We start from the raw sequence: 19,841 nt of genomic DNA on the forward strand, positions 1-19,841 counted from the left end.
CTCGCCCACCGGCGCGGGCCTTCGGCGTTCCTCGGGTGTCGAAGGCCGTGCAGTATCCATGCACCAGCCGAACAGTTCGTGCGCACAGTGGTGGCTCGAGTGGTTCCAGGTACGGGGGTGCGTGATGGAAATTCAGTTGTTGGGGTGTGTGGAGGCGCGGGCGCGGTCGGGGGACAAGTTGCCGCTTCCGCACGGGACCAAGCTGTTGTTGGCGGCGCTGGCGTGGACTCCTGGCAGCTTCGTGGCCGACGAGGCGCTGATCGAGCGGGTGTGGCAGGAGCGCCGGCCCCAGCGTCCGCGGGACGCCCTGTACATCCAGGCGACCCGGCTGCGGAAGGCGCTGCGGGCCGACGGGCGGCAGCGGTCCGAGGGGGTCGAGCTGGTGCGGAAGCGGGGCGGGTACCTCCTCGCCGTCGAGGAGGAGAGCGTGGACACCGCGCGCTTCCGGGGTCTGGTGCGTCGGGCTCAGCAGGCCGCCCGGAGCGGGGAGACCGATCTCGCCCTCGATCACTACGGGCGGGCCCTGGAGCTGTGGCGGGGCGAGCCGCTGGCGGACGTCCGCACGGCCTGGGCGGAGTCGGCGCGGGTGGCGCTGCGGCGCGAGCACCGGGAGGCGCTGATCGGCAGCACGGAGCTGTTTCTGCGGGCGGGGCGGCACGAGGAGTGCCTGCCGCAGTTGCACTGGCTGGCCGAGATGCATCCCTTCGACGAGAAGGTCACGGGCCTGCTGATGCTCGCCCTGCACCGCGGCGGACGCCAGGCGGACGCGCTGGACTGCTTCCAGTTGCTGCGGCTGCGGATGGTCGACCTGCTGGGCTGCGAACCGGGTCCGGAACTGCGCTCCCTGCAGGAACGGATCCTCGCCCGCGACCCGCGGCTGCGGCTCGGCAGCGCGTACGCGACGTCCGCCGTGTGAGTCGAGCGGCTGCCACGGCCGACCGGCTGACCGGCCGGCCGTGGCGGCCGCGCTACCCGCCCCGGCGTCTCAGTGCCTCAGCCGTCTCAGCGGTCTCAGTCGTCTCAGCGGTCTCAGTCGTCTCAGCCGTCGAAGTGTTCGGTCAGGTACAGCGTGAGTCTGGATTCTGCGTCCGGAGGGAGCTCTTGATGACGGTGGTGGGGCAGCGGCGCGTCGGGCTCGGGCCGAAGGCCGATCGTCCGGTACAACGACTCCGCCTCCGCCCGGGCCGTGCGCGCCGACCCGGCATCCCCCTGGGCCTCGTGCGCGGCGGCCAGAGCGGCGACGGCGTGCGCGTGCACGAGGCGTTGACCGGAGGCGTGGGCCAGGCCGGCCGCACGGGTCGCCTCGGCGCCGGCGCGGGCCGCGCTGTCGGTGTCCAGGAGGGCCAGGGCGGCCGCCAGATGGACCCGCGGGAGGGTGAGGGGGTTCCCGTCGGCCGCGAGGCCCTCGGCACGCTCCAGGCAGTCCAGGGCCTCTGCGGGGCGCTTCTGGGCGCGGGCCAGGTCGGCGCGGGCCAGCAGGACCTCGACGAGGCCCGCGCGGTGCCCGGTGCGCTCGGCGATCTCGAAGGCGGCGTCGAGGTGTTCGGCCGTCTCCTCGGCCCGGCCCGCGCGCAGTTTCACGCAGGCGATCCCGACCAGGCTGTCGACCTGGCAGTTGCGGTTCTCCACCCGCCGGGAGACGGCGAGGGCGTCCTCGTAGGCGAGGAGCGCGCGGTCGTCCCGGCCGGTGTCGGCGCGGACCCGGCCCAGCGCCTCCAGGGCCACCGCCTCGGTGTAGGTGGAGCCCGAGTCGCGGGAGACGAGGAAGCAGGTGCGCAGCGCCGCCGTCGCCTCGTCGAACCGGGCCTGCTTCTGCCGGACCAGGGCGAGGTTGACGAGGGCCATCGCACGGTTGTGGTGGGCCGTGTCGCCGATCAGGTCGAGGGCCGTGCACGCCGCCTCCTCGGCCGCGTCGAGGCGGCCCAGGGTGAGGTTCAGGGAGGCCGTGTTGATCAGCATGATCTCTTCGTTCCTGACGTTCCCCAGGGTGCGGTAGAGGGCCAGGGCACGGTCGTAGCAGGGCAGTGCGCGGTGCAGCTCGCCCAGCAGCTTGAGGGTGACGCCCTTGCCCTGGAGGCTGCCGGCCTCGCCGTACGTCCAGCCGGCCCGGCGCGCCAGCTCCTCCGCCTCCTCGTACTCCGCCAGGGCGCCCCGCAGATCCCCGTTGCGCCAGCGGGCGCTGCCCAGGGACAGACACATGGAGGCCTGGCCGACGTCGTCCCCGCTGCGCGCGGCCACCTCCCGGGCGAGGGTGGCCAGCCGCATCCAGTCGGACAGCGGACGGCGGTGGTGGAAGAGGTCCTGGAGCGCGTCCACCAGCCACCACACGTACGGCGCGGGACCGTGCTCGGCGGCGTGCCCGATCGCGGCGGCGATGTCGTCCCACTCCGCGTCGAACCAGGCGTACGCCTCCTCCGTCGTGCCGAACTCCCGTGGCAGCGAGCCCTCGACGGCGTCCGGGCGGTTGCGCATGACGTACAGGCCGACCGTGGCGGCCGCGTTGACGACGCTCTGGAGGTAGTGGTCGAGGGTCCGGGTGACGGCGGCGGCCCGCTCCGCGGGGGCGTCCTCGGCGACCGTGCGGTCGCGGGCGTACTCGTGCACGAGGTCGTGCCAGGCCGGGCGGCCGTACTCGACGTCGCGCAGCAGATGCACGCGCTGGGCCAGCCGCAGCAGGTCGGCCAGGCCGCGCTCGTCCGTCCCGGCGGCAGCGGCGGCGGCCGGCACCGACCGGCCGGTGCCGGGCAGCACGCCCAGCGAGCGGAAGGCCCGGCGCGCCTCGTCCGGCAGCACCCCGTAGGACAGGTCGAGCGCGGCCCGGACGGCGACGGACTCCTCGCCCTCGACGTGCAGCCGGGCCAGCCGTCCCCGGTCGGCGAGGTCACGGACGTATGCCCGGATACTGCCTGGCCGGTCGCCGATCCAGGAGCCGGCGACGCACAGCGCGAGCGGCAGGTGGTCGCAGAGTTCGACGAGCCGCGCGGCCGCCTCCGGATCGGCGGCCACCGCCTCCGCGCCGACCGCGCCGCTGATCAGCTCGAGGGCGGCGGCGCTGTCGAGGACGTCGCAGGAGACCCGGAACGCGCCGTCCAGGGTGACCAGGCCGCTCAGCTTGTCGCGGCTCGTCACCAGCGTCAGTGAGCCCGACGAGGCGGGCAGCAGCCGGCGTACGTACGACGCGTCGGCCACGTCGTCGAGGACGACCAGCACCCGGCGGTCCGCCAGCAGCGTCCGGTACAGCGCGGTCTGCGCCTCGGCGCCCAGCGGGATGTCGCGCGGGGCGCAGCCCAGGCCCTGGAGGAGCAGCGGCAGGGCCTCCTCGGGGGTCATCGGCTCGGCGTTGTCGAAGCCCCGCATGTCGAGGAAGAGCTGCCCGTCGGGGAAGCGGTCGGCGGCCCGGTGGGCCCAGTTGAGCGCCAGGGCGCTCTTGCCGACGCCCGCCGGTCCCACGATCACGGCGAGCGGTTCGGCCGTGTGCAGGCAGGAGTCGAGGCGGTCGAGCTCCTGGCCGCGGCCGACGAAACGGCGGGGCGTGGGCGGGAGTTGGCGCGGCACGGGACGCTCGGGCGCGGCGGCCGGCGCGCGCCGGGGCGGGCCGCTGCCGGCGATGCCGCCGCCCGCGTCGCCGCCGCCTCGCAGCAGGCGCTGGTGCAGCTCCCTGAGGTCGGCCGAGGGGTCCATGCCGAGTTCGTCCACCAGGCGTCGGCGCAGCGCGGTGTACAGCTCCAGGGCCTCGGCGCTGCGGCCGTCCTGGTGCAGGGCGCGCATCAGCAGGCCGTGCGGGCGTTCGCGCAGCGGGTGGGCGGCGGTCAGCCGGAGGAGTTCGGCGATGGCCTCCCGGTGCCGGCCGGTCTCGATCTCGGCCTCGGCCATGCCCTCACGGGCCACGAGGTGCAGTTCGCCGAGGCGTTGGCGTTCGGCCTCGCGCACCGCGACTTCCGACAGGTCGGTCAGCGGCTCGTCCCGCCACAGGGCGAGGGCCTGTTCGCCGCTGCGCCGGGCCGCCCGCCAGTCGCCGTCGGCCGCGGCCCGGGAGCCGTCCCTGATGAGGTTCTCGAAGGCGAGCAGGTCGAGTTCGTCGGGGCTCGCGTGCATGACGTAGCCGGGCCGACGGGTGGTCAGCAGCTCCGGTCCGGTGGGCCCGAGCGCGCGCCGCACCTCGGCGACGAGGGCCCGTACGCGGGCCGCGCCGGCGCCGGGCGGACGGTCGTCCCACAGGCACTGGATCAGCCGGTCGACGGAGACGACGTGGTTGGCGTGGAGCAGGAGCACGGCGCACAGCGCCCGTTGCCGGCCGGTGAGTACGACGGCCCGTCCGTCGATCTCGACGTCCAGGGGTCCGAGCAGGCGGAACCGGGGCCGTGGGGAGAGCATTCACAGAACGTAGTCCAGGGACAACGACCGGGCAACGTCGACCCTCACCAACGGTGACCGCTGGGATGCACGGGGGTCGGGTTCCGGCCAATGTGGCGGACGAGGGCCGCGGTTGCCGTCGCCGATACGCCGGGCGGCGCGGCGCGGTGGCCGAGCGAGGTGGCCGAGCGCGGTGGCCGAGTGAAGTGAAGCGGGGCGGGCGCCGCGTTTCCCCCGTTGATGCCCGCCCCGCACCAACAGTCTCGGCCGGCCGGCTTTCCCGGCTCCTTCGGCGTTCTTTCATCCGCCTTTCAGCACCGCCCGACCAGCGGAAACCCTCGCTAGCATGCGTGTCATGGCGATGTTCGTGCACCTGACGTCCGCGGCGAACGCGCCGCGCATCCGGCGGTCCGGCATCCGCGCGAGCGGTCAGGGGCAAGGCGGCGCGCGCGGGGTGCACTGCTTCCCGGTGCTGCCGTCGTACACCCTCACTCACCAATGGCTGCGCGAGCTGGCCCGGTTCGGCAGCCGGGGCGGGCTGGTCGCCGTCCACGTGCGGCTGGACGACGCCCAGGAGGTGTCGGCGGGCCACTACCGGGACCGCCCCCGGGACGAGGGCTCGCAGATCACCGCCGCCGAGGCGGTACGGCGGATCGCGGCGCTGGAGGACCCGCGCGGGTGGGAGGTGTTCGTGCCCCGGGCGATCCGGCCCCGCGAGGTGCACCGGATCCGCAAGGCGCCGCAGGTGGTCGGCTGGCGGTATCTGCCGAACGCGCACGGAACGAAGCCGTGCACCTGCTTCGGCTGCCGCGTGCGCGGCGGCTACGGCGCCCGCCGACTGCTCGAACGGCTGCCGCACCCGCTGGACGGCCCGCCCCCGCCGCCCCGCGTGCTGCTGGCGCGGATCGCGGCGGCCGGTGATCCCGGGGACCCGGCCGTGCTGCGGGAGGCGCTGCACTGGTTCGGCATGCGCGGGCGCGGCCCGCTGGCCGAACTGGCGCCGCTGGCCGGGCATCCCGACCCCTCGGTGCGGGAGGACCTGGTCTGGGCGGTGGCCCGCTGGTCCACCCCGGGCGTCACGGACCTGCTGGACCGCCTCGCCGCCGACCCGGACCCGGAGGTCCGGGAGGCGGTGGAGGCGATCCGAGAGGAGTAGAAAACTGGAGGGCGTTCGGTTGCCTGTGGCCGGGCCTGTCCTACACGCCCGTCCGGCCGTCGATCAGTTCGCGCAGGATGTCCAGGTGGCCGTTGTGGCGGGCCGTCTCCTCGATCAGGTGCAGCAGGATCCAGCGCAGGTCCACATGACGGCCGTCGCGGGTCGCCGTGCGTGCCTTGGTGTCGAGGTCGTGCCCGGCGACCAGTTCGCGGTGGCTCTCCGCGTGTTCGGCGTACTCGTCGAGCACGCGCGCGAGCGGGAGATCGACGGCGATGCGCATCTCGCGGTCGGGGTCCTCGTCGGTCCACGGCCCCTCGTCCTCCTCGCCGAGGAACACGACCCGGAACCAGTAGTACTCGACCCAGCGCAGATGGTTGACCACGCCGCTCGGGGTCATCAGCGGCGAACCCGGCAGGGGCGCCTTGCGGGCGTCCGCGTCGGAGAGGTCCTCGCACTTGGCGCGGGCGGTGTCCCGGACGTAGTCGAGGTAGGTGGTGAGCTGGGTCCGCTCGTCCCACGCGGGAGGCATGTCGTCTGTTCTCGTCATCGCGGACGAGCATGTCCCCCGCCCACCCGTCTGTCGAGCGGATTACGCACGGGATCCGGACGGGACTCGGGAGGGGATTCCGGACGGGGATTCCGATGTTGTGGATCTTGCCGTATGTCACATCGGGGTGTGGCAGACTGCCGCGGTGGTCGATCATTCGTTCGCGGATCTCACCCTCGCCTCCCTCTACGACACCATCAACCCGTGGGGGCCGGACGACGACTTCTACCTGGACCTGGTGAGATCCGCCGACGCGGTGCTGGACGTCGGCTGCGGCACCGGCCGGCTCCTCGCGCGGGCCGCCGCGGACCGCCACCCCGGGCGGCTCACCGGCCTCGACCCGGCCGCCGCGATGCTCGTCCAGGCCCGGCGCCGGGCACCCGGCGTGGAGTGGCTGCTCGGCGATCTCCGCACCCACCTGTGGAACGGCGGGTTCGACCTCGTCACGATGAAGGGCCACGCCTTCCAGACGCTTCTGGGCGACGACGAACTGCGCACCGCGCTGCGGGCCGTCCGGTCCGCCCTGGGCGACGGCGGACGGTTCGTGTTCGAGACCCGCAACCCGGCGGCGCGGGCCTGGGAAACCTGGACCCCGGACCGGGTGCGCGAGGTCAGCGACCCGGACGGCCGTGTCGTACGGGTCTGGCACGAGGTCGAGGACCCGCCGGCCGGCGACCGGGTCACGTTCACGGAGACCTTCGAGTCCCGCGACTGGCTCCGCCGCCGCGTCAGCCGGACCACGCTCCGCTTCCTCACCCCCGAGGCTCTCTCCGGCTTCCTCGCCGAGGCGGGGTTGCGGGTGGTGGAGCAGTACGGGGACTGGGGGCGGGGGCCGTTGACCTCGACCAGTCCGGAGATCATCACCGTGGTGACGCCGGACAGCTGAGGCCGATACGGGCCTCGCCGGTGCGGGCGTCGCCGGTGCGGGCCTCGCCTCAATCGCCGGACGGGCTGTTCCTGCTCCCGCTCTCCTCCAGGGCCACCAGCGCCGGGTCCAGCACGATGTCCTCCTCGCGGGCCTCGATCGTCGGCTCCTCGGGGAAGTGACAGGCCGTCGAGTGACCCTCGTGGTTGCCCGGGATGCGGACCAGCGGCGGTTCCTCGGCCGCGCACCTGTCCTGCGCCTTCCAGCAGCGGGTGCGGAAGCGGCAGCCGGAGGGCGGGGCGATCGGCGAGGGCACGTCCCCGGCGAGCCGGATCCGCTGTCGCGCCGACGCCTCCCCGTCCGTGACCTTCGCCTCGGGGACCGCGGAGAGCAGGGCGTGGGTGTACGGATGCCGCGGCCGGGTGTAGATGGACTCGCGGTCGCCGATCTCGATGATCTTCCCGAGGTACATGACCGCCACACGCTGCGAGAAGTGCCGTACGACGGCCAGGTCGTGGGCGATGAACAGGAACGCGATGCCGAGCTCCCGCTGCACGTTCTGGAGCAGGTTGACGACCTGCGCCTGGATCGACACGTCGAGCGCGGACACCGGCTCGTCGGCCACGATCAGCTTCGGCTCCAGCGCCAACGCCCGGGCCACGCCGATACGTTGCCGCTGACCGCCGGAGAACTCGTGCGGGAAGCGGTTGTAGTGCTCGGGGTTGAGACCGACGATCTCCAGCAGCTCGCGCACCCGCTTCTCCCGGCCGCCCTCGGGCCGGATCCCGTTGATCTCCATCGGCCCGGAGACGATCTTGCCGACCGTCTGCCGCGGGTTGAGGGAGGAGTAGGGGTCCTGGAAGATCATCTGGATCTCGGAGCGGATCGGCGCCAGTTCTCTGCGTGTGGCGTGGCCGATGTCCTTCCCGCGGTACGTGATCGTGCCGGCCGTGGGCTCCAGCAGCCGGGTGATCAGCCGGCCGGTCGTGGACTTGCCGCACCCCGACTCCCCCACCAGGCCGAAGCTCTCGCCCACCCGCACGGTCAGGTCGATGCCGTCCACGGCCTGCACCTGGCCGATCGTGCGCCGGATCGGGAAGCCGCCCCTGACCGGGAAGTACTTGGTGAGTCCCTCGACGACGAGCAACGGCTCCCCTTCGACGGGACGGTCGGCCGGGTCGGCCGGGTCGACCGCGCCTGCCGGGTCGGCGACCTCAGCCGTCGCGACCGTCGCGACCGTCTCGGCCGTCTCAGCCGGCGCGGCGTCGGCCTCGCGCGGGGCGGGGAGCGTCGCTTCCTCTTTCTCCACGGGGTCCTCCTCCTCCGGTTACGCCAACCGGGGCTTGATCTCGGTCAGGAAGATGGTCCGCTTCTGCTCCGCCGTGAGGTGGCAGGCGGCGGCGCGGTCCGGGGCCGACAGGGGGCGTTCGGTGACGCAGCGGCCGCCGCCGACCCGGTGCTGGTAGGTGCAGCGGGGGTGGAACCGGCAGCCGGACGGCGGGTTCAGCAGCGAGGGCGGGGCGCCGGGGATGGGGGCGAGCGGGGTGCCCAGGTCCGAGTGCAGCCGGGGCACGGAGTTCAGCAGGCCCCAGGTGTACGGGTGTTGCGGTGAGTGCAGCACCTGCCGGGTCGTCCCGTGTTCGACCGCGCCGCCCGCGTACATCACCATGACGTCGTCGGCGATGTCGGCGATGACCCCGAGATCGTGCGTGATGAAGACGATCGCGGTGCCGAACTCCCGCTGGAGGTCCTTGAGCAGGTCGAGGATCTGCGCCTGGACCGTCACGTCGAGCGCGGTCGTCGGCTCGTCGGCGATCAGCAGATCGGGGTCGCAGACCAGTGCCATCGCGATCATCGCGCGCTGCCGCATGCCGCCGGAGAACTGGTGGGGGTAGTCCTTCGCCCGTTCCCGGGGGTCGGGGATGCCGACCTTGTCGAGCATCTCGACCGCGCGCGCCCGGGCGGCCCTCTTCGAGGCGCCCCGGTGCTTCATGTACGGCTCGGCGATCTGCCGGCCCACGGTGGAGTACGGGGACAGCGCGGTGAGCGGGTCCTGGAAGATCATCGCGACCTTGCTGCCGCGCAGCCGCTCCAGCTCCGCCTCCCGGGCCGTGGTCAGCTCCTGCCCCTCCAGCAGGATCTCGCCCTCGACGGCGGTGAACATCGGGTTGTGCAGGCCGAGGATCGTCAGGCCGGTGACGGACTTCCCGGATCCCGACTCGCCGACGATGCCCAGGGTGCGGCCGCGTGCGAGGTCGAAGGAGAGCCCGTCGACGGCCTGGACCACGCCGTCCTGCGTGGTGAAGCCGACGTGCAGGTCCCGTACCGAGAGGAACGCGTCCGCGTCGGCCGGTCCGGACAGCTCGGACTCCGGCCCTGGCTCCGGCCCTCGCCCTCGCCCTCGCCCTGGCCCTGGCTCCCCGGCGTCCTCGGTCACCGTGGTCACGACGAACCCCCTCACGACAGGCGGGCCGGAAACCGGCCTAGGACAGCCTCGCGCGTGGATCGACGCAGGCATAGACGGCGTCGAGGAGAGGCTGGGGTGGAGCCGAAAAAAGCCCGGGCGCCCCCGTCATGGGGGCGCCCGGGCTCGGACGGCCGGAAAAGGGCCGTCGAGTGGCCGTCAAACGGCCGAGGATCAGCCGTGCTTGGCGCGGCTCGCGGTGCGGGCGCGGTCACGCTGGTCGAGGACGACCTTGCGGATGCGGACCGCCTCCGGGGTCACCTCGACGCACTCGTCGTCGCGGCAGAACTCCAGGGACTGCTCCAGGGAGAGCTTGCGCGGCGGGACGATCGCCTCGAACGAGTCGGCCGACGACGACCGCATGTTCGTGAGCTTCTTCTCCTTGGTGATGTTCACGTCCATGTCGTCGGAGCGCGAGTTCTCGCCGACGATCATGCCCTCGTACACCTCGGTGCCGGGGTCGGTGAACAGCACACCGCGCTCCTGGAGGTTCGTCATCGCGAACGCGGTGACGGCGCCCGCGCGGTCGGCGACCAGCGAGCCGTTGTTACGGGTCGTCAGCGTGCCGAACCACGGCTCGTGGCCCTCGTGGATGGAGTGCGCGATGCCGGTGCCGCGCGTACCGGTGAGGAACTCGGTACGGAAGCCGATGAGGCCGCGGGAGGGAACGACGAACTCCATGCGGACCCAGCCGGAGCCGTGGTTCGACATGTTGTCCATCCGGCCCTTGCGGACGCCCATGAGCTGCGTGACCGGGCCCATGTGCTCCTCGGGCACGTCGATCGTCATGCGCTCGACGGGCTCGTAGGTCTTGCCCTCGACGTCCTTCGTGACGACCTGCGGCTTGCCGATGGTCAGCTCGAAGCCCTCGCGGCGCATCTGCTCGACCAGAATGGCGAGCGCGAGCTCACCACGGCCCTGGACCTCCCAGGCGTCCGGCCGCTCGGTGTCGAGCACGCGGAGCGAGACGTTGCCGACCAGCTCGCGGTCGAGGCGGTCCTTGACCTGGCGGGCGGTGACCTTGCGGTCCTTGACCACGGCCTTGTTCTCGGCGCCCTTGCCGGTGCCGCCGCGGCCGACCATCGGCGAGGTGTTGGTGCCGATGGTCATGGAGATCGCCGGCTCGTCGACCGTGATGAGCGGCAGCGCGATCGGGTTCTCGGGGTCGGCGAGGGTCTCGCCGATCATGATGTCCGGGATGCCGGCGACGGCACAGATGTCACCGGGGCCCGCCTTCTCGGCGGGCTTGCGGGTGAGCGCCTCGGTCATCAGCAGTTCGGTGATGCGCACGTTGGACATGGTGCCGTCGCGCTTGATCCACGTGACGGTCTGGCCCTTGCGCAGCTCGCCCTGCTCGACGCGGAGCAGCGCGATACGGCCGAGGAAGTTGTCCGCGTCCAGGTTGGTGACGTGCGCCTGGAGCGGGGCCTCCTCGTCGTACGACGGGGCCGGGACGCTCGACAGGATCGTCGAGAAGAACGGCTCCAGGCTGTCGCTGTCGGCCGGGACGGTGCCGTCCTCCGGCTTGGTGAGCGAGGCCACTCCGTCCCGCGCACACGCGTAGACGATCGGGAACTCGATCTGCTCCTCGTCGGCGTCCAGGTCGAGGAAGAGGTCGTAGGCCTCGTTCACGACCTCGTCGATGCGCGAGTCGGGGCGGTCCGTCTTGTTGATGCACAGGATGACGGGCAGGCGGGCCTGCAGCGCCTTGCGCAGCACGAAGCGGGTCTGGGGCAGCGGACCCTCGGAGGCGTCGACGAGCAGCACCACCGCGTCCACCATCGACAGACCGCGCTCCACCTCGCCGCCGAAGTCGGCGTGGCCCGGGGTGTCGATGATGTTGATGGTGACGACCTCGCCGCCATCCTTGGGGTGGTACTTCACGGCCGTGTTCTTGGCCAGGATCGTGATGCCCTTCTCACGCTCCAGGTCGTTCGAGTCCATCATGCGGTCGTCGAGCGACTCCGCGGCGTGCGCTGCGAAGGCACCGGCCTGCTTGAGCATGGCGTCGACCAAGGTCGTCTTGCCGTGGTCGACGTGAGCGACGATGGCGACATTGCGGATGTCGTGGCGCGTGGCCATATAGCGGCGTTCTCCCGGAGTGTGAGGACGGCCCTGCTGCGTACGTCTGTGTTACGCGGGCCCTGCCGGGCTTGACACGCCACGGCCTCACCCCATGGTACGTGGCCCCGCGCCGGACGGCCCCCGCAGGGCCGCCCGGCCGGTTCTGCCTCAGTTCCCGGAGGGGCTCACGGAGGAGTTCGGGGCGGGCGTCGAGGTGCCCTTCGCGCCGCTCGCGCCCTTCTTCAGGAAGCCCATGTCCTCGTAGACGGGGGTCTCGAAGCCGAAGGCGCCCACGTTCGCCACGTTCTTCCGGACGGCCGTGAGCTGGGGCCGCTGATAGAGCGGAATCGATCCGGCAGCCGCCCAGATCCGGGAGTCGGCCTTGCGCAGCAGGGACCGCGCCTCGCCCTCGTCCAGGGTGCCGATCGCCTGGTCGAAGAGCTGGTCGACCTGGTCGGTGCCGACCCGTGTGTAGTTCTGCTCGACGCTCAGCGAGCCGTCGGCGGCCGGGACGGGCTTGGCGTAGATCGGCCGGGCGTCGGTGGCGGGGAAGGCGGACGCGGGCCAGGAGTACAGGGCGAGGTCGTACTGGCCGGAGGCGATGTGGTCCTTGAAGTAGCTCTCGTCGGAGACCTTGGTGATCTCCGTGCGGATGCCGATCTTGGCCAGCATCTTCGTGATCCGTTCGGCGACCGCTGCCAGCGACTCCGAGCCGGGGCCGGACGGCAGCACGAACCGCAGGTCGAGCGCCTTGCCGTCCTTGGCCAGCGCCTTGCCCGGAGCCACCGCGGGCGCGGCGGAGCCGGCCGGCGCGGGGGTCGCGTCCGGGGCCGCGGTGCCCTTCGGGGCGTAGGCGCCGGGGGCCCCGCCCTGGTGCGGCTGCTTGTACTGCTTGCCGTCCTGGGCGAGCTGCCGCCCGCCGTTCTCGCTCTTGTGCGCGCTGTTCTGCGCGCTCTCGCCCTTGGCCGCGGTGTGCTTCTCCTCGCGGCCGGTCTCGGCCGGCGCCTTGTCGTCCTCGCCGACGATGTAGGTGCCGTCGTCGCCGTCCGCGGAGTCGTCGGCGGAGTCGTCGGCGGCCTTCTTGCCCGCCGGGCCGGCCGCCTTGCCGCCCTTCTCCTTGATCGGGCCGCCGGCCACCCAGCCCGCGTCCGCGAGCAGCGCCTGCGCCTCGGAGGTGTCCTGGCCGCCGATCGCCCCGCTGTTGTCGGCGTAGGCGTCCTGTCCGGCCAGGGCCAGATGGCTGCCGACGGGCTGCGCGGGCAGCCGCAGCGGCTTCAGCACCAGCCGGGCCAGCTCCTTGCGGTCCAGCGCCCTGGCCACGGCGCGGCGCACCCGTTCGTCCGCCAGCGGCCCTTCCGAGCCGTTCAGGGCCAGCTGGGTGTAGGCCGGCTCCAGCGATCTGCGCACCTCGAAGCCGCGCAGCGCCTTCTGCTGCTGCTCCCACTGCGCGATCGCGCTGCGCAGTTTCGTGCGGGCCTCGTCCTCGTTCTCGGCCGCGCCCTCGTCGTCGGTCGCGTCCTCGTCGCCGGCCGCCTCCTCGTCGGAGCCGTGGGCGAGCGCCCAGGAGCGCAGCGCCTTCGCCGCGGTGCCCTCGGAGCCGGGGCCGGCGAGCGGTCCGGCCGAGCCGTTCGCGGCGCCGTCGATCCGCTGTGCCGCGGTCGGGTCGACCTCGGCCAGATCGATCTTCCCGGCGGCCAGCGCGGTCGCCCGCTCGTCCCTCGGGACGGCCGTCAGCACCAGCTCGGAGAGCTTGGCCGGACGCCCCCACCAGCGCGGGTTGCGGGTGAGGCGCACCTCGTTCTTCTTACGGTCGATCTGCTTCACGAGGAACGGCCCGGCGGTCACCTTCAGCTTGCGCCGCGCCCCGTCGTTGAAGGCGTCGGGCGTGCCCATGACGTCCTTCGGATACAGCGGGGAGAACAGCGACCGCCAGTCGGCGTAGCGCCGGCTGAAGGTGACCCGGACCTCCAGGTCGTTCTCGCCGCGCTCGATCTTCTCGATGCGGTCGTAGCCGGCGTTGCGGGCGGTCCAGTACGCGGTGTCCTTGCCGGCCAGCGCGCGCCACTGGGCGGCGAAGTCGGCGGCGCCGATCTCCCGGCCGTCGCTCCAGACGGCCTGCTGGTTCAGCTTGTAGAGCACGACCTGCTTGGGCTCGGTGTCGACGACCTTCGCGGACTCCAGGTAGTCGGCGTCGCGCTGCGGCCTGCCGTTCGCGTCGATGCGGTACATCGTCGGCAGCACGGCCTGGGCGACCCGGGTCGTGGTGGCGTCGGCGTCCGCCTGGAAGGTGTTGAAGGTCTCGGGCACCGCGTCCACCGCCCAGCGCAGGGTGCCGCCCTCGGCGATCCGGGCGCGGGCGGCGGGTGCGATGTCCTGGCGGGCCAGCGGCTTGCCGGCCTCGTCGGCGGAGCCGCAGCCGGTCAGCAGGGGCACCGCGAGCACACCCGCGGTGAGGAAGGCGACCGAGCGCAGCACCGCGCGCGGACCGACGCCGTCGTGGGACATCTCTGGTACCTCCGGTGACGCGGGTGCGTTTTGATCACGTTTGGCGGTATTTTGGAGTTGATCAGATCTACGACTCTCTGCAGAGGAACTGAAGACGAAAGGATTCGCCTGCCGGGAGCGACACGGCGGCGGGCGCATCCAAGGCCACCCGTGCGGAGCAACGCACCCGCCAATCGCTGCACACGCCTTCACATTCACCGGTGTGACGCGCAACACTCGCAGGCGCATGAACGTTGCCGTCCAGGGCACCGCCCACGGAAGCGAGGTCATGTCATGTCCGTGCACGACGACCTGACAACGGTCCAGCGCTGTCTCGACGACCTCTCCCGGTCCGTCGGCCGCCTGGAACAGCAGCTCGGCAGCGGCGGCCTGGAGATGCGCCGCGTCCGCACCGACGCCGCCCATCTCAAGGAGAGCGTCGCCCTGCTGCGCGAGGCCGCAGCCCAGCCCCGCGCACCGCGCAAGCCCGAGCTGGTCACCATCCCCGACACCCCGTACGACGACTCCCTGTGGATCGACACCGACGACGAGGGACTCGGCGCCCGGGACCGACACGCACCCTGACCCGACCGGAGTCCTGAGTTGGCCACTGGTACGGAACCTCCACCCACCGACCCCCATCCCCGAAGCGGCGTCCGCGGCGCCGGCCGCGCCGCGATCGCCGCGCCCCATCTGCGGACCGACCGCTGGTGGCTGGCGCCCGCCGCCACCGCCGCCGGTCTGCTGGCGTTCATCGTCTACTCGACGTGGCGGGCCTTCGCGAACGCGGACTACTACGCGGCGCCGTACGTCTCGCCGTTCTACTCGCCCTGTCTGGCGGAGAACTGCGACACGATGCGCCAGGGCCCCAACGCGGATCTCCTCGGCGGCTGGTGGGGCATCTCCCCCGCGATCATCATCCTGATCTTCCCGCTCGGCTTCCGCCTGACCTGCTACTACTACCGCAAGGCCTACTACCGGGGCTTCTGGGCCTCGCCCCCGGCCTGCGCGGTGGCCGAGCCGCACGCGAAGTACACCGGTGAGACCCGCTTCCCGCTGATCCTGCAGAACATCCACCGGTACTTCTTCTACGCCGCGATCGTGGTCGCCGGGATCCTGACGTACGACACCGTGCTCGCCTTCCGCGACGAGCACTACAACTGGGGCCACATGGGCCTGGGCACCCTTGTCTTCCTGCTCAACATCACGCTGATCTGGGCGTACACGCTCTCCTGCCACTCCTGTCGGCACATCGTCGGCGGCAAGCTGAAGCACTTCTCCAAGCACCCCGTGCGCTACGCGGCATGGCAGTTCGTCGGGAAGCTGAACGCCCGTCACATGCAGCTCGCCTGGGCGTCGCTGGTGAGCGTGGCCCTCGCCGACTTCTACGTGTACCTGGTCGCGTCCGGTGTCTTCGACGATCCGAGGTTTTTCTAGATGCGCGAGCTGCGCGAGACGAGTGGGGCCTTCTGATGTCCGTGGTCGACCGCCAGGAGTGGGACGTCGTCGTGGTCGGCGCGGGAGGCGCCGGGCTGCGTGCCGCCATCGAGGCCCGCGAGCACGGCGCCCGCACGGCCGTCATCTGCAAGTCGCTGTTCGGCAAGGCGCACACGGTGATGGCCGAGGGCGGCATCGCGGCGGCCATGGCCAACGCCAACGAGCACGACAACTGGCAGGTCCACTTCCGCGACACCCTGCGCGGCGGCAAGTTCCTCAACCAGTGGCGGATGGCCGAGCTGCACGCCCAGGAGGCCCCGGACCGGGTGTGGGAGCTGGAGACCTGGGGCGCCCTCTTCGACCGCACCGCGGACGGCCGTATCTCCCAGCGCAACTTCGGCGGCCACGAGTACCCGCGCCTCGCCCATGTCGGCGACCGCACGGGCCTGGAGCTGATCCGCACGCTCCAGCAGAAGATCGTCTCCCTCCAGCAGGAGGACTTCCGCGAGACGGGCGACTACGAGTCCCGGCTGAAGGTCTTCCAGGAGTGCACGGTCACCCGGATCCTCAAGGACGGCACCAGGGTCTCCGGCGTCTTCGCCTACGAGCGCGAGACCGGCCGCTTCTTCGTCCTCCAGGCGCCCTCCGTGGTGATCGCGACCGGCGGCATCGGCAAGTCCTTCAAGGTGACGTCGAACTCATGGGAGTACACGGGCGACGGCCACGCCCTGGCCCTCCTCGCCGGCGCACCCCTGCTGAACATGGAGTTCGTGCAGTTCCACCCGACGGGCATGGTCTGGCCGCCGTCGGTGAAGGGCATCCTCGTCACCGAGTCCGTCCGCGGCGACGGCGGGGTGCTGCGCAACTCCGACGGAAAACGCTTCATGTTCGACTACGTCCCGGACGTGTTCAAGGAGAAGTACGCCGAGTCCGAGGAGGAGGGCGACCGCTGGTACGAGGACCCGGACCACAACCGGCGTCCCCCCGAGCTGCTCCCCCGTGACGAGGTGGCCCGCGCCATCAACTCCGAGGTGAAGGCGGGCCGCGGCTCCCCGCACGGCGGAGTCTTCCTCGACGTGTCGACCCGGATGCCGGCCGAACGGATCAAGCGCCGACTCCCCTCCATGTACCACCAGTTCAAGGAGCTCGCGGACGTCGACATCACCGCGGAGGCCATGGAGGTCGGACCGACCTGTCACTACGTGATGGGCGGCATCGCCGTCGACTCCGACACGGCGGCCGCCCGCGGGGTGCCGGGGCTGTTCGCGGCCGGCGAGGTGGCCGGCGGCATGCACGGCTCCAACCGGCTCGGCGGCAACTCGCTGTCCGACCTGCTGGTCTTCGGCCGCCGGGCCGGACTGCACGCGGCACAGCACACGGCGGACCTCGCCGACGGCCGCCCCGCGGTGGACGACGCCCAGATCGACGCGGCGGCCGCGGAGGCGCTGCGCCCGTTCTCCGCGGAGGGGGAGGAGCCGACCGGGAAGCCGCCGGAGAACCCGTACACCCTCCACCAGGAACTCCAGCAGACCATGAACGACCTGGTCGGCATCATCCGCCGGGAGGGCGAGATGGAGCACGCCCTGGAGAAGCTGGCCGAACTGCGGGTACGGGCGCGGCGGGCCGGCGTCGAGGGCCACCGCCAGTTCAACCCGGGCTGGCACCTCGCCCTCGATCTGCGCAACATGCTCCTGGTCAGCGAGTGCGTGGCCCGGGCCGCCCTGGAACGCACGGAGTCACGAGGCGGCCACACCCGCGAGGACCACCCGACGATGGACCGCGGCTGGCGCAACGCCAACCTGCTGTGCGCACTCGTCGACGCGACCGGCGACCTGGCGGCGACGGACCCCGTCCACGGCCAGATCGCCCTCACCCGCGAGACCACCGAACCCATCCGCGCCGACCTGCTCGCCCTCTTCGAGAAAGAGGAGCTGGTCAAGTACCTCACCGAAGAGGAGCTGTACGAGTGAGCAGCTACGAGGCCCGCTTCCGGGTCTGGCGGGGCGACGTCGACGGCGGTGGCCTGAAGGACTTCGAGGTCGAGGTCAACGACGGTGAGGTGGTGCTCGACATCATCCACCGTCTCCAGTCCACACAGGCCCCCGATCTCGCCGTCCGCTGGAACTGCAAGGCGGGCAAGTGCGGTTCGTGTTCGGCGGAGATCAACGGGCGGCCCCGGCTGATGTGCATGACGCGCATGTCGGTGTTCGACCGGGCGGAGGCGATCACCGTCACTCCCCTGCGCGCCTTCCCGGTGATCCGTGATCTCGTCACGGACGTCGGCTTCAACTACCAGAAGGCCAGGGAGGTCCCGTCGTTCGTGCCGCCGGAGGGGGTCGGGCCCGGCGAGTACCGGATGTTCCAGGAGGACGTGGACCGTCCGCAGGAGTTCCGCAAGTGCATCGAGTGCTTCCTGTGCCAGGACACCTGCCATGTCGTCCGCGACCACGAGGAGAACAAGCCGGCGTTCGCGGGCCCGCGCTTCCTCATGCGGGTCGCCGAGCTCGACATGCACCCGCTGGACGGGGCCGAGGAGAGCGGCCTGGACCGCAAACGCACCGCCCAGGACGAACACGGCCTCGGCTACTGCAACATCACCAAGTGCTGCACGGAGGTCTGCCCCGAGGGCATCAAGATCACGGACAACGCGCTGATCCCCTTGAAGGAGAGGGCGGTCGACCGCAAGTACGACCCGCTGGTGTGGCTGGGGTCGAAGATCAGGAGGCGGTCGTCGTAGGGCCGGTACGAGGACCGTGGCCGGGACGCTGGGAACGGAGCTGGATCAGCAGCCCCACCATGAACACGACCCAGCCGGCCCACGCGACGTAGGCCGACGTGCCGTGCGGCGGACCGGCCAGCGGGCCCACGAAGATCCACACCGTTGCTCCGACCGCGGCGGTCAGCGATCCGCAGCCCAACAGTCGCGGCCGGAGGACCCTGGACCTGCCCCACGGCGGGACCCAGCCGGTCGCGATCCCGGCCACACCGCCCACGGCGAGCACCGTCACGGCCAGTGCGGACACCCCAACCAGAACCCAGTGCATGGGCTCATGTTGCCAGGAACGCCGACGCCCGCAAGATCTTTGACCAGGTGATGGCCCGCGCGAGGCCGGCCCTTGGGAAGTCGCCGTCCAGCGCAGCGCTCACCGGACCCAGCCCTCTTCGTACGACGTCCAGTCGGTCTCCGTCGCCGTGAAGTCGACGTACGCCGCGACGCCGAAGTTCGCACGGTCCGCGTCGGTGCGGGACAGCCCCAGCCGGACGCCTCGGACGGCGGCGGCGACCGTCTCGGCGTGCGCCCAGTGGCCGAACCGGTTCTCGCGGTAGAAGGGCAGGCCCATCAGCAGATCGGTGCCGGGCGGGGTGACCTCCAGGGCGAGCGAGGTCTGCTGGGCGACGTAACCGCCGTACGTGCCCTCCAGCGGCTGCATGGTGTCGTACGACATCACGGCGATCTGGTCGACGCGGCGGGCGACCTGACCGAAGAACTTCTGCGACCACCATTTGGGGTGACCGGTGGTCGTGCCCCAGAAGGAGTGGAAGCCGGGCACCGGGTCGATCTGGTGGGCGGCGACGGAGAGCTGGGCGTCGTGGGCACGGGTGACGGTGCGCAGGGCGTCCAGGAGGGTGAGGTAGTCGGCGTCGTCGGAATGCAGCGGCTCCAGGTCGAAGTGCGTGCCCTGGAAGCCGACGGCGAGAATCTCCTCGGCCGACCGGACTACTGCGGCTCGGGTCGCCGCCCGCTCCAGCCGCATGCCGTTCGGGCTCTCGCTGGCGAGGACGTCGCCCAGCCAGGCCTGGACGCGCAGCTGCGGCGCTTCCCGGTGGACGGCGGCTATGAACCAACGCGCATTGGCGTACGCGGACTCGGGCAGCGTGCCGTCGTGCTCCAGCGGGCCCGCGTGGACGTAGAGGTCCCGCATCCCGGTGTCCCGCAGCCGGTCGGCCAGCGCCTTGACGTCGGCGTCCTTCTTACGGCCGTCGACCCAGGCGTGGCCCAGCCAGATGGCGTCCTTGCCGCGGGTGTACGTGCCGTCGGCCGGGTCGCCGAGGTAGTTCACGCGCAGGGCGGTCAGGGCGGCGAGCACCGGCACGACGAGGAGCAGGACGAGGCCGAGGGCGACGCGGAGCAGCAGCCGTCGGCGACGCCGCCGCGGAGGGACCGCGGCCGCCTCGGCCGCATCATCGACGGCGTCTTCGGCGGCGTCTTCGGCGGCCGGTGGCGTACCCGCCTCGGCCGCGTGGTCGGCCGTGTCGTCGGCTGCGGGTGGCGTCTCCCCCTCGCCCGCCGTCTCGCCCGCCCCCTCGGGCACCCCGTCGGCCGCCCCCTCCGTCTCCGCCCCTGCTTCCGGCCGTGCTTCGGTCCCTGTTTCCGTTCCCGCTTCCGTCCCCGGCTGCCCCACTGCGCGTTCCACCGCGGTTCCCCCTCCCGTGTTGTTCCGCCCCACCGCCCCCGTCTCGGGTGTATCCC

General features: G+C 71.9%; 15 protein-coding genes. 7 read left to right on the forward strand and 8 right to left on the reverse strand.

The window, feature by feature from the left end; translation table 11 throughout:
• Positions 1–124 precede the first annotated feature (124 nt).
• Entirely contained in the window at positions 125–916 is a 792-nt protein-coding gene (locus ACWD4O_RS04060; protein ID WP_451277180.1) for an AfsR/SARP family transcriptional regulator, read from the forward strand.
• A 122-nt stretch (positions 917–1,038) separates the two neighbouring features.
• Here ACWD4O_RS04060 and ACWD4O_RS04065 read toward each other — a convergent pair whose 3' ends face one another.
• Positions 1,039–4,374: a BTAD domain-containing putative transcriptional regulator gene (locus ACWD4O_RS04065; protein ID WP_451277182.1), complete on the reverse strand. Its 3,336-nt coding sequence runs from the start codon at positions 4,372–4,374 to the stop codon at positions 1,039–1,041.
• 334 nt (positions 4,375–4,708) lie between these two features.
• On the opposite strand from ACWD4O_RS04065, the gene ACWD4O_RS04070 reads away from it, so the two are divergent.
• Positions 4,709–5,509: a HEAT repeat domain-containing protein gene (locus ACWD4O_RS04070; RefSeq protein ID WP_451277184.1), complete on the forward strand. Its 801-nt coding sequence runs from the start codon at positions 4,709–4,711 to the stop codon at positions 5,507–5,509.
• Between the two features lie 40 nt (positions 5,510–5,549).
• Here ACWD4O_RS04070 and ACWD4O_RS04075 read toward each other — a convergent pair whose 3' ends face one another.
• A complete protein-coding gene (locus ACWD4O_RS04075; RefSeq protein WP_451277186.1) occupies positions 5,550–6,056 on the reverse strand; it encodes a DinB family protein in 507 nt (168 codons plus the stop codon).
• A 145-nt stretch (positions 6,057–6,201) separates the two neighbouring features.
• Here ACWD4O_RS04075 and ACWD4O_RS04080 point away from each other — a divergent pair, with 145 nt between their 5' ends.
• On the forward strand, positions 6,202–6,942 hold the full coding sequence (locus ACWD4O_RS04080) for a class I SAM-dependent methyltransferase (protein ID WP_451277188.1): 741 nt from the start codon (positions 6,202–6,204) through the stop codon (positions 6,940–6,942).
• 49 nt (positions 6,943–6,991) lie between these two features.
• Here ACWD4O_RS04080 and ACWD4O_RS04085 read toward each other — a convergent pair whose 3' ends face one another.
• The 4 genes from ACWD4O_RS04085 to ACWD4O_RS04100 all read right to left on the reverse strand — a co-directional run bounded on the left by ACWD4O_RS04085 (position 6,992) and on the right by ACWD4O_RS04100 (position 13,954).
• On the reverse strand, positions 6,992–8,068 hold the full coding sequence (locus ACWD4O_RS04085; protein WP_451277727.1) for an ABC transporter ATP-binding protein: 1,077 nt from the start codon (positions 8,066–8,068) through the stop codon (positions 6,992–6,994).
• Between the two features lie 180 nt (positions 8,069–8,248).
• Complete coding sequence (locus tag ACWD4O_RS04090; RefSeq protein WP_451277190.1) at positions 8,249–9,367, reverse strand: ABC transporter ATP-binding protein; 1,119 nt, start codon at positions 9,365–9,367, stop codon at positions 8,249–8,251.
• Between the two features lie 192 nt (positions 9,368–9,559).
• Positions 9,560–11,467: a translational GTPase TypA gene (gene typA, locus ACWD4O_RS04095; RefSeq protein WP_451277192.1), complete on the reverse strand. Its 1,908-nt coding sequence runs from the start codon at positions 11,465–11,467 to the stop codon at positions 9,560–9,562.
• A 150-nt stretch (positions 11,468–11,617) separates the two neighbouring features.
• Positions 11,618–13,954 (reverse strand): ABC transporter family substrate-binding protein, encoded by a 2,337-nt coding sequence (locus tag ACWD4O_RS04100; protein WP_451277194.1) that lies wholly within the window; start codon positions 13,952–13,954, stop codon positions 11,618–11,620.
• 273 nt (positions 13,955–14,227) lie between these two features.
• On the opposite strand from ACWD4O_RS04100, the gene ACWD4O_RS04105 reads away from it, so the two are divergent.
• The 4 genes from ACWD4O_RS04105 to ACWD4O_RS04120 are packed head-to-tail and all read left to right on the forward strand — an operon-like array spanning position 14,228 to position 18,107.
• Complete coding sequence (locus ACWD4O_RS04105; RefSeq protein WP_351918577.1) at positions 14,228–14,518, forward strand: hypothetical protein; 291 nt, start codon at positions 14,228–14,230, stop codon at positions 14,516–14,518.
• A gap of 18 nt (positions 14,519–14,536) precedes the next feature.
• Positions 14,537–15,370 (forward strand): hypothetical protein, encoded by an 834-nt coding sequence (locus ACWD4O_RS04110; RefSeq protein WP_451277196.1) that lies wholly within the window; start codon positions 14,537–14,539, stop codon positions 15,368–15,370.
• Between the two features lie 35 nt (positions 15,371–15,405).
• Positions 15,406–17,340: a fumarate reductase/succinate dehydrogenase flavoprotein subunit gene (locus ACWD4O_RS04115; protein WP_451277198.1), complete on the forward strand. Its 1,935-nt coding sequence runs from the start codon at positions 15,406–15,408 to the stop codon at positions 17,338–17,340.
• Entirely contained in the window at positions 17,337–18,107 is a 771-nt protein-coding gene (locus ACWD4O_RS04120) for a succinate dehydrogenase/fumarate reductase iron-sulfur subunit (RefSeq protein ID WP_451277200.1), read from the forward strand. Before ACWD4O_RS04115 ends, ACWD4O_RS04120 begins: the two co-directional genes overlap by 4 nt.
• Here ACWD4O_RS04120 and ACWD4O_RS04125 read toward each other — a convergent pair.
• Both ACWD4O_RS04125 and ACWD4O_RS04130 read right to left on the reverse strand, forming a co-directional pair.
• Positions 18,088–18,414, reverse strand: coding sequence for a hypothetical protein (locus ACWD4O_RS04125; RefSeq protein ID WP_451277202.1), 327 nt, complete (start codon positions 18,412–18,414; stop codon positions 18,088–18,090). The genes ACWD4O_RS04120 and ACWD4O_RS04125 overlap by 20 nt on opposite strands.
• Positions 18,415–18,513: 99 nt before the next feature.
• Positions 18,514–19,785, reverse strand: a complete 1,272-nt coding sequence (locus ACWD4O_RS04130; protein WP_451277204.1) for a glycoside hydrolase family 18 protein — start codon at positions 19,783–19,785, stop codon at positions 18,514–18,516.
• Positions 19,786–19,841 lie beyond the last annotated feature (56 nt).

This window comes from Streptomyces sp. NPDC002623 (assembly GCF_053592635.1).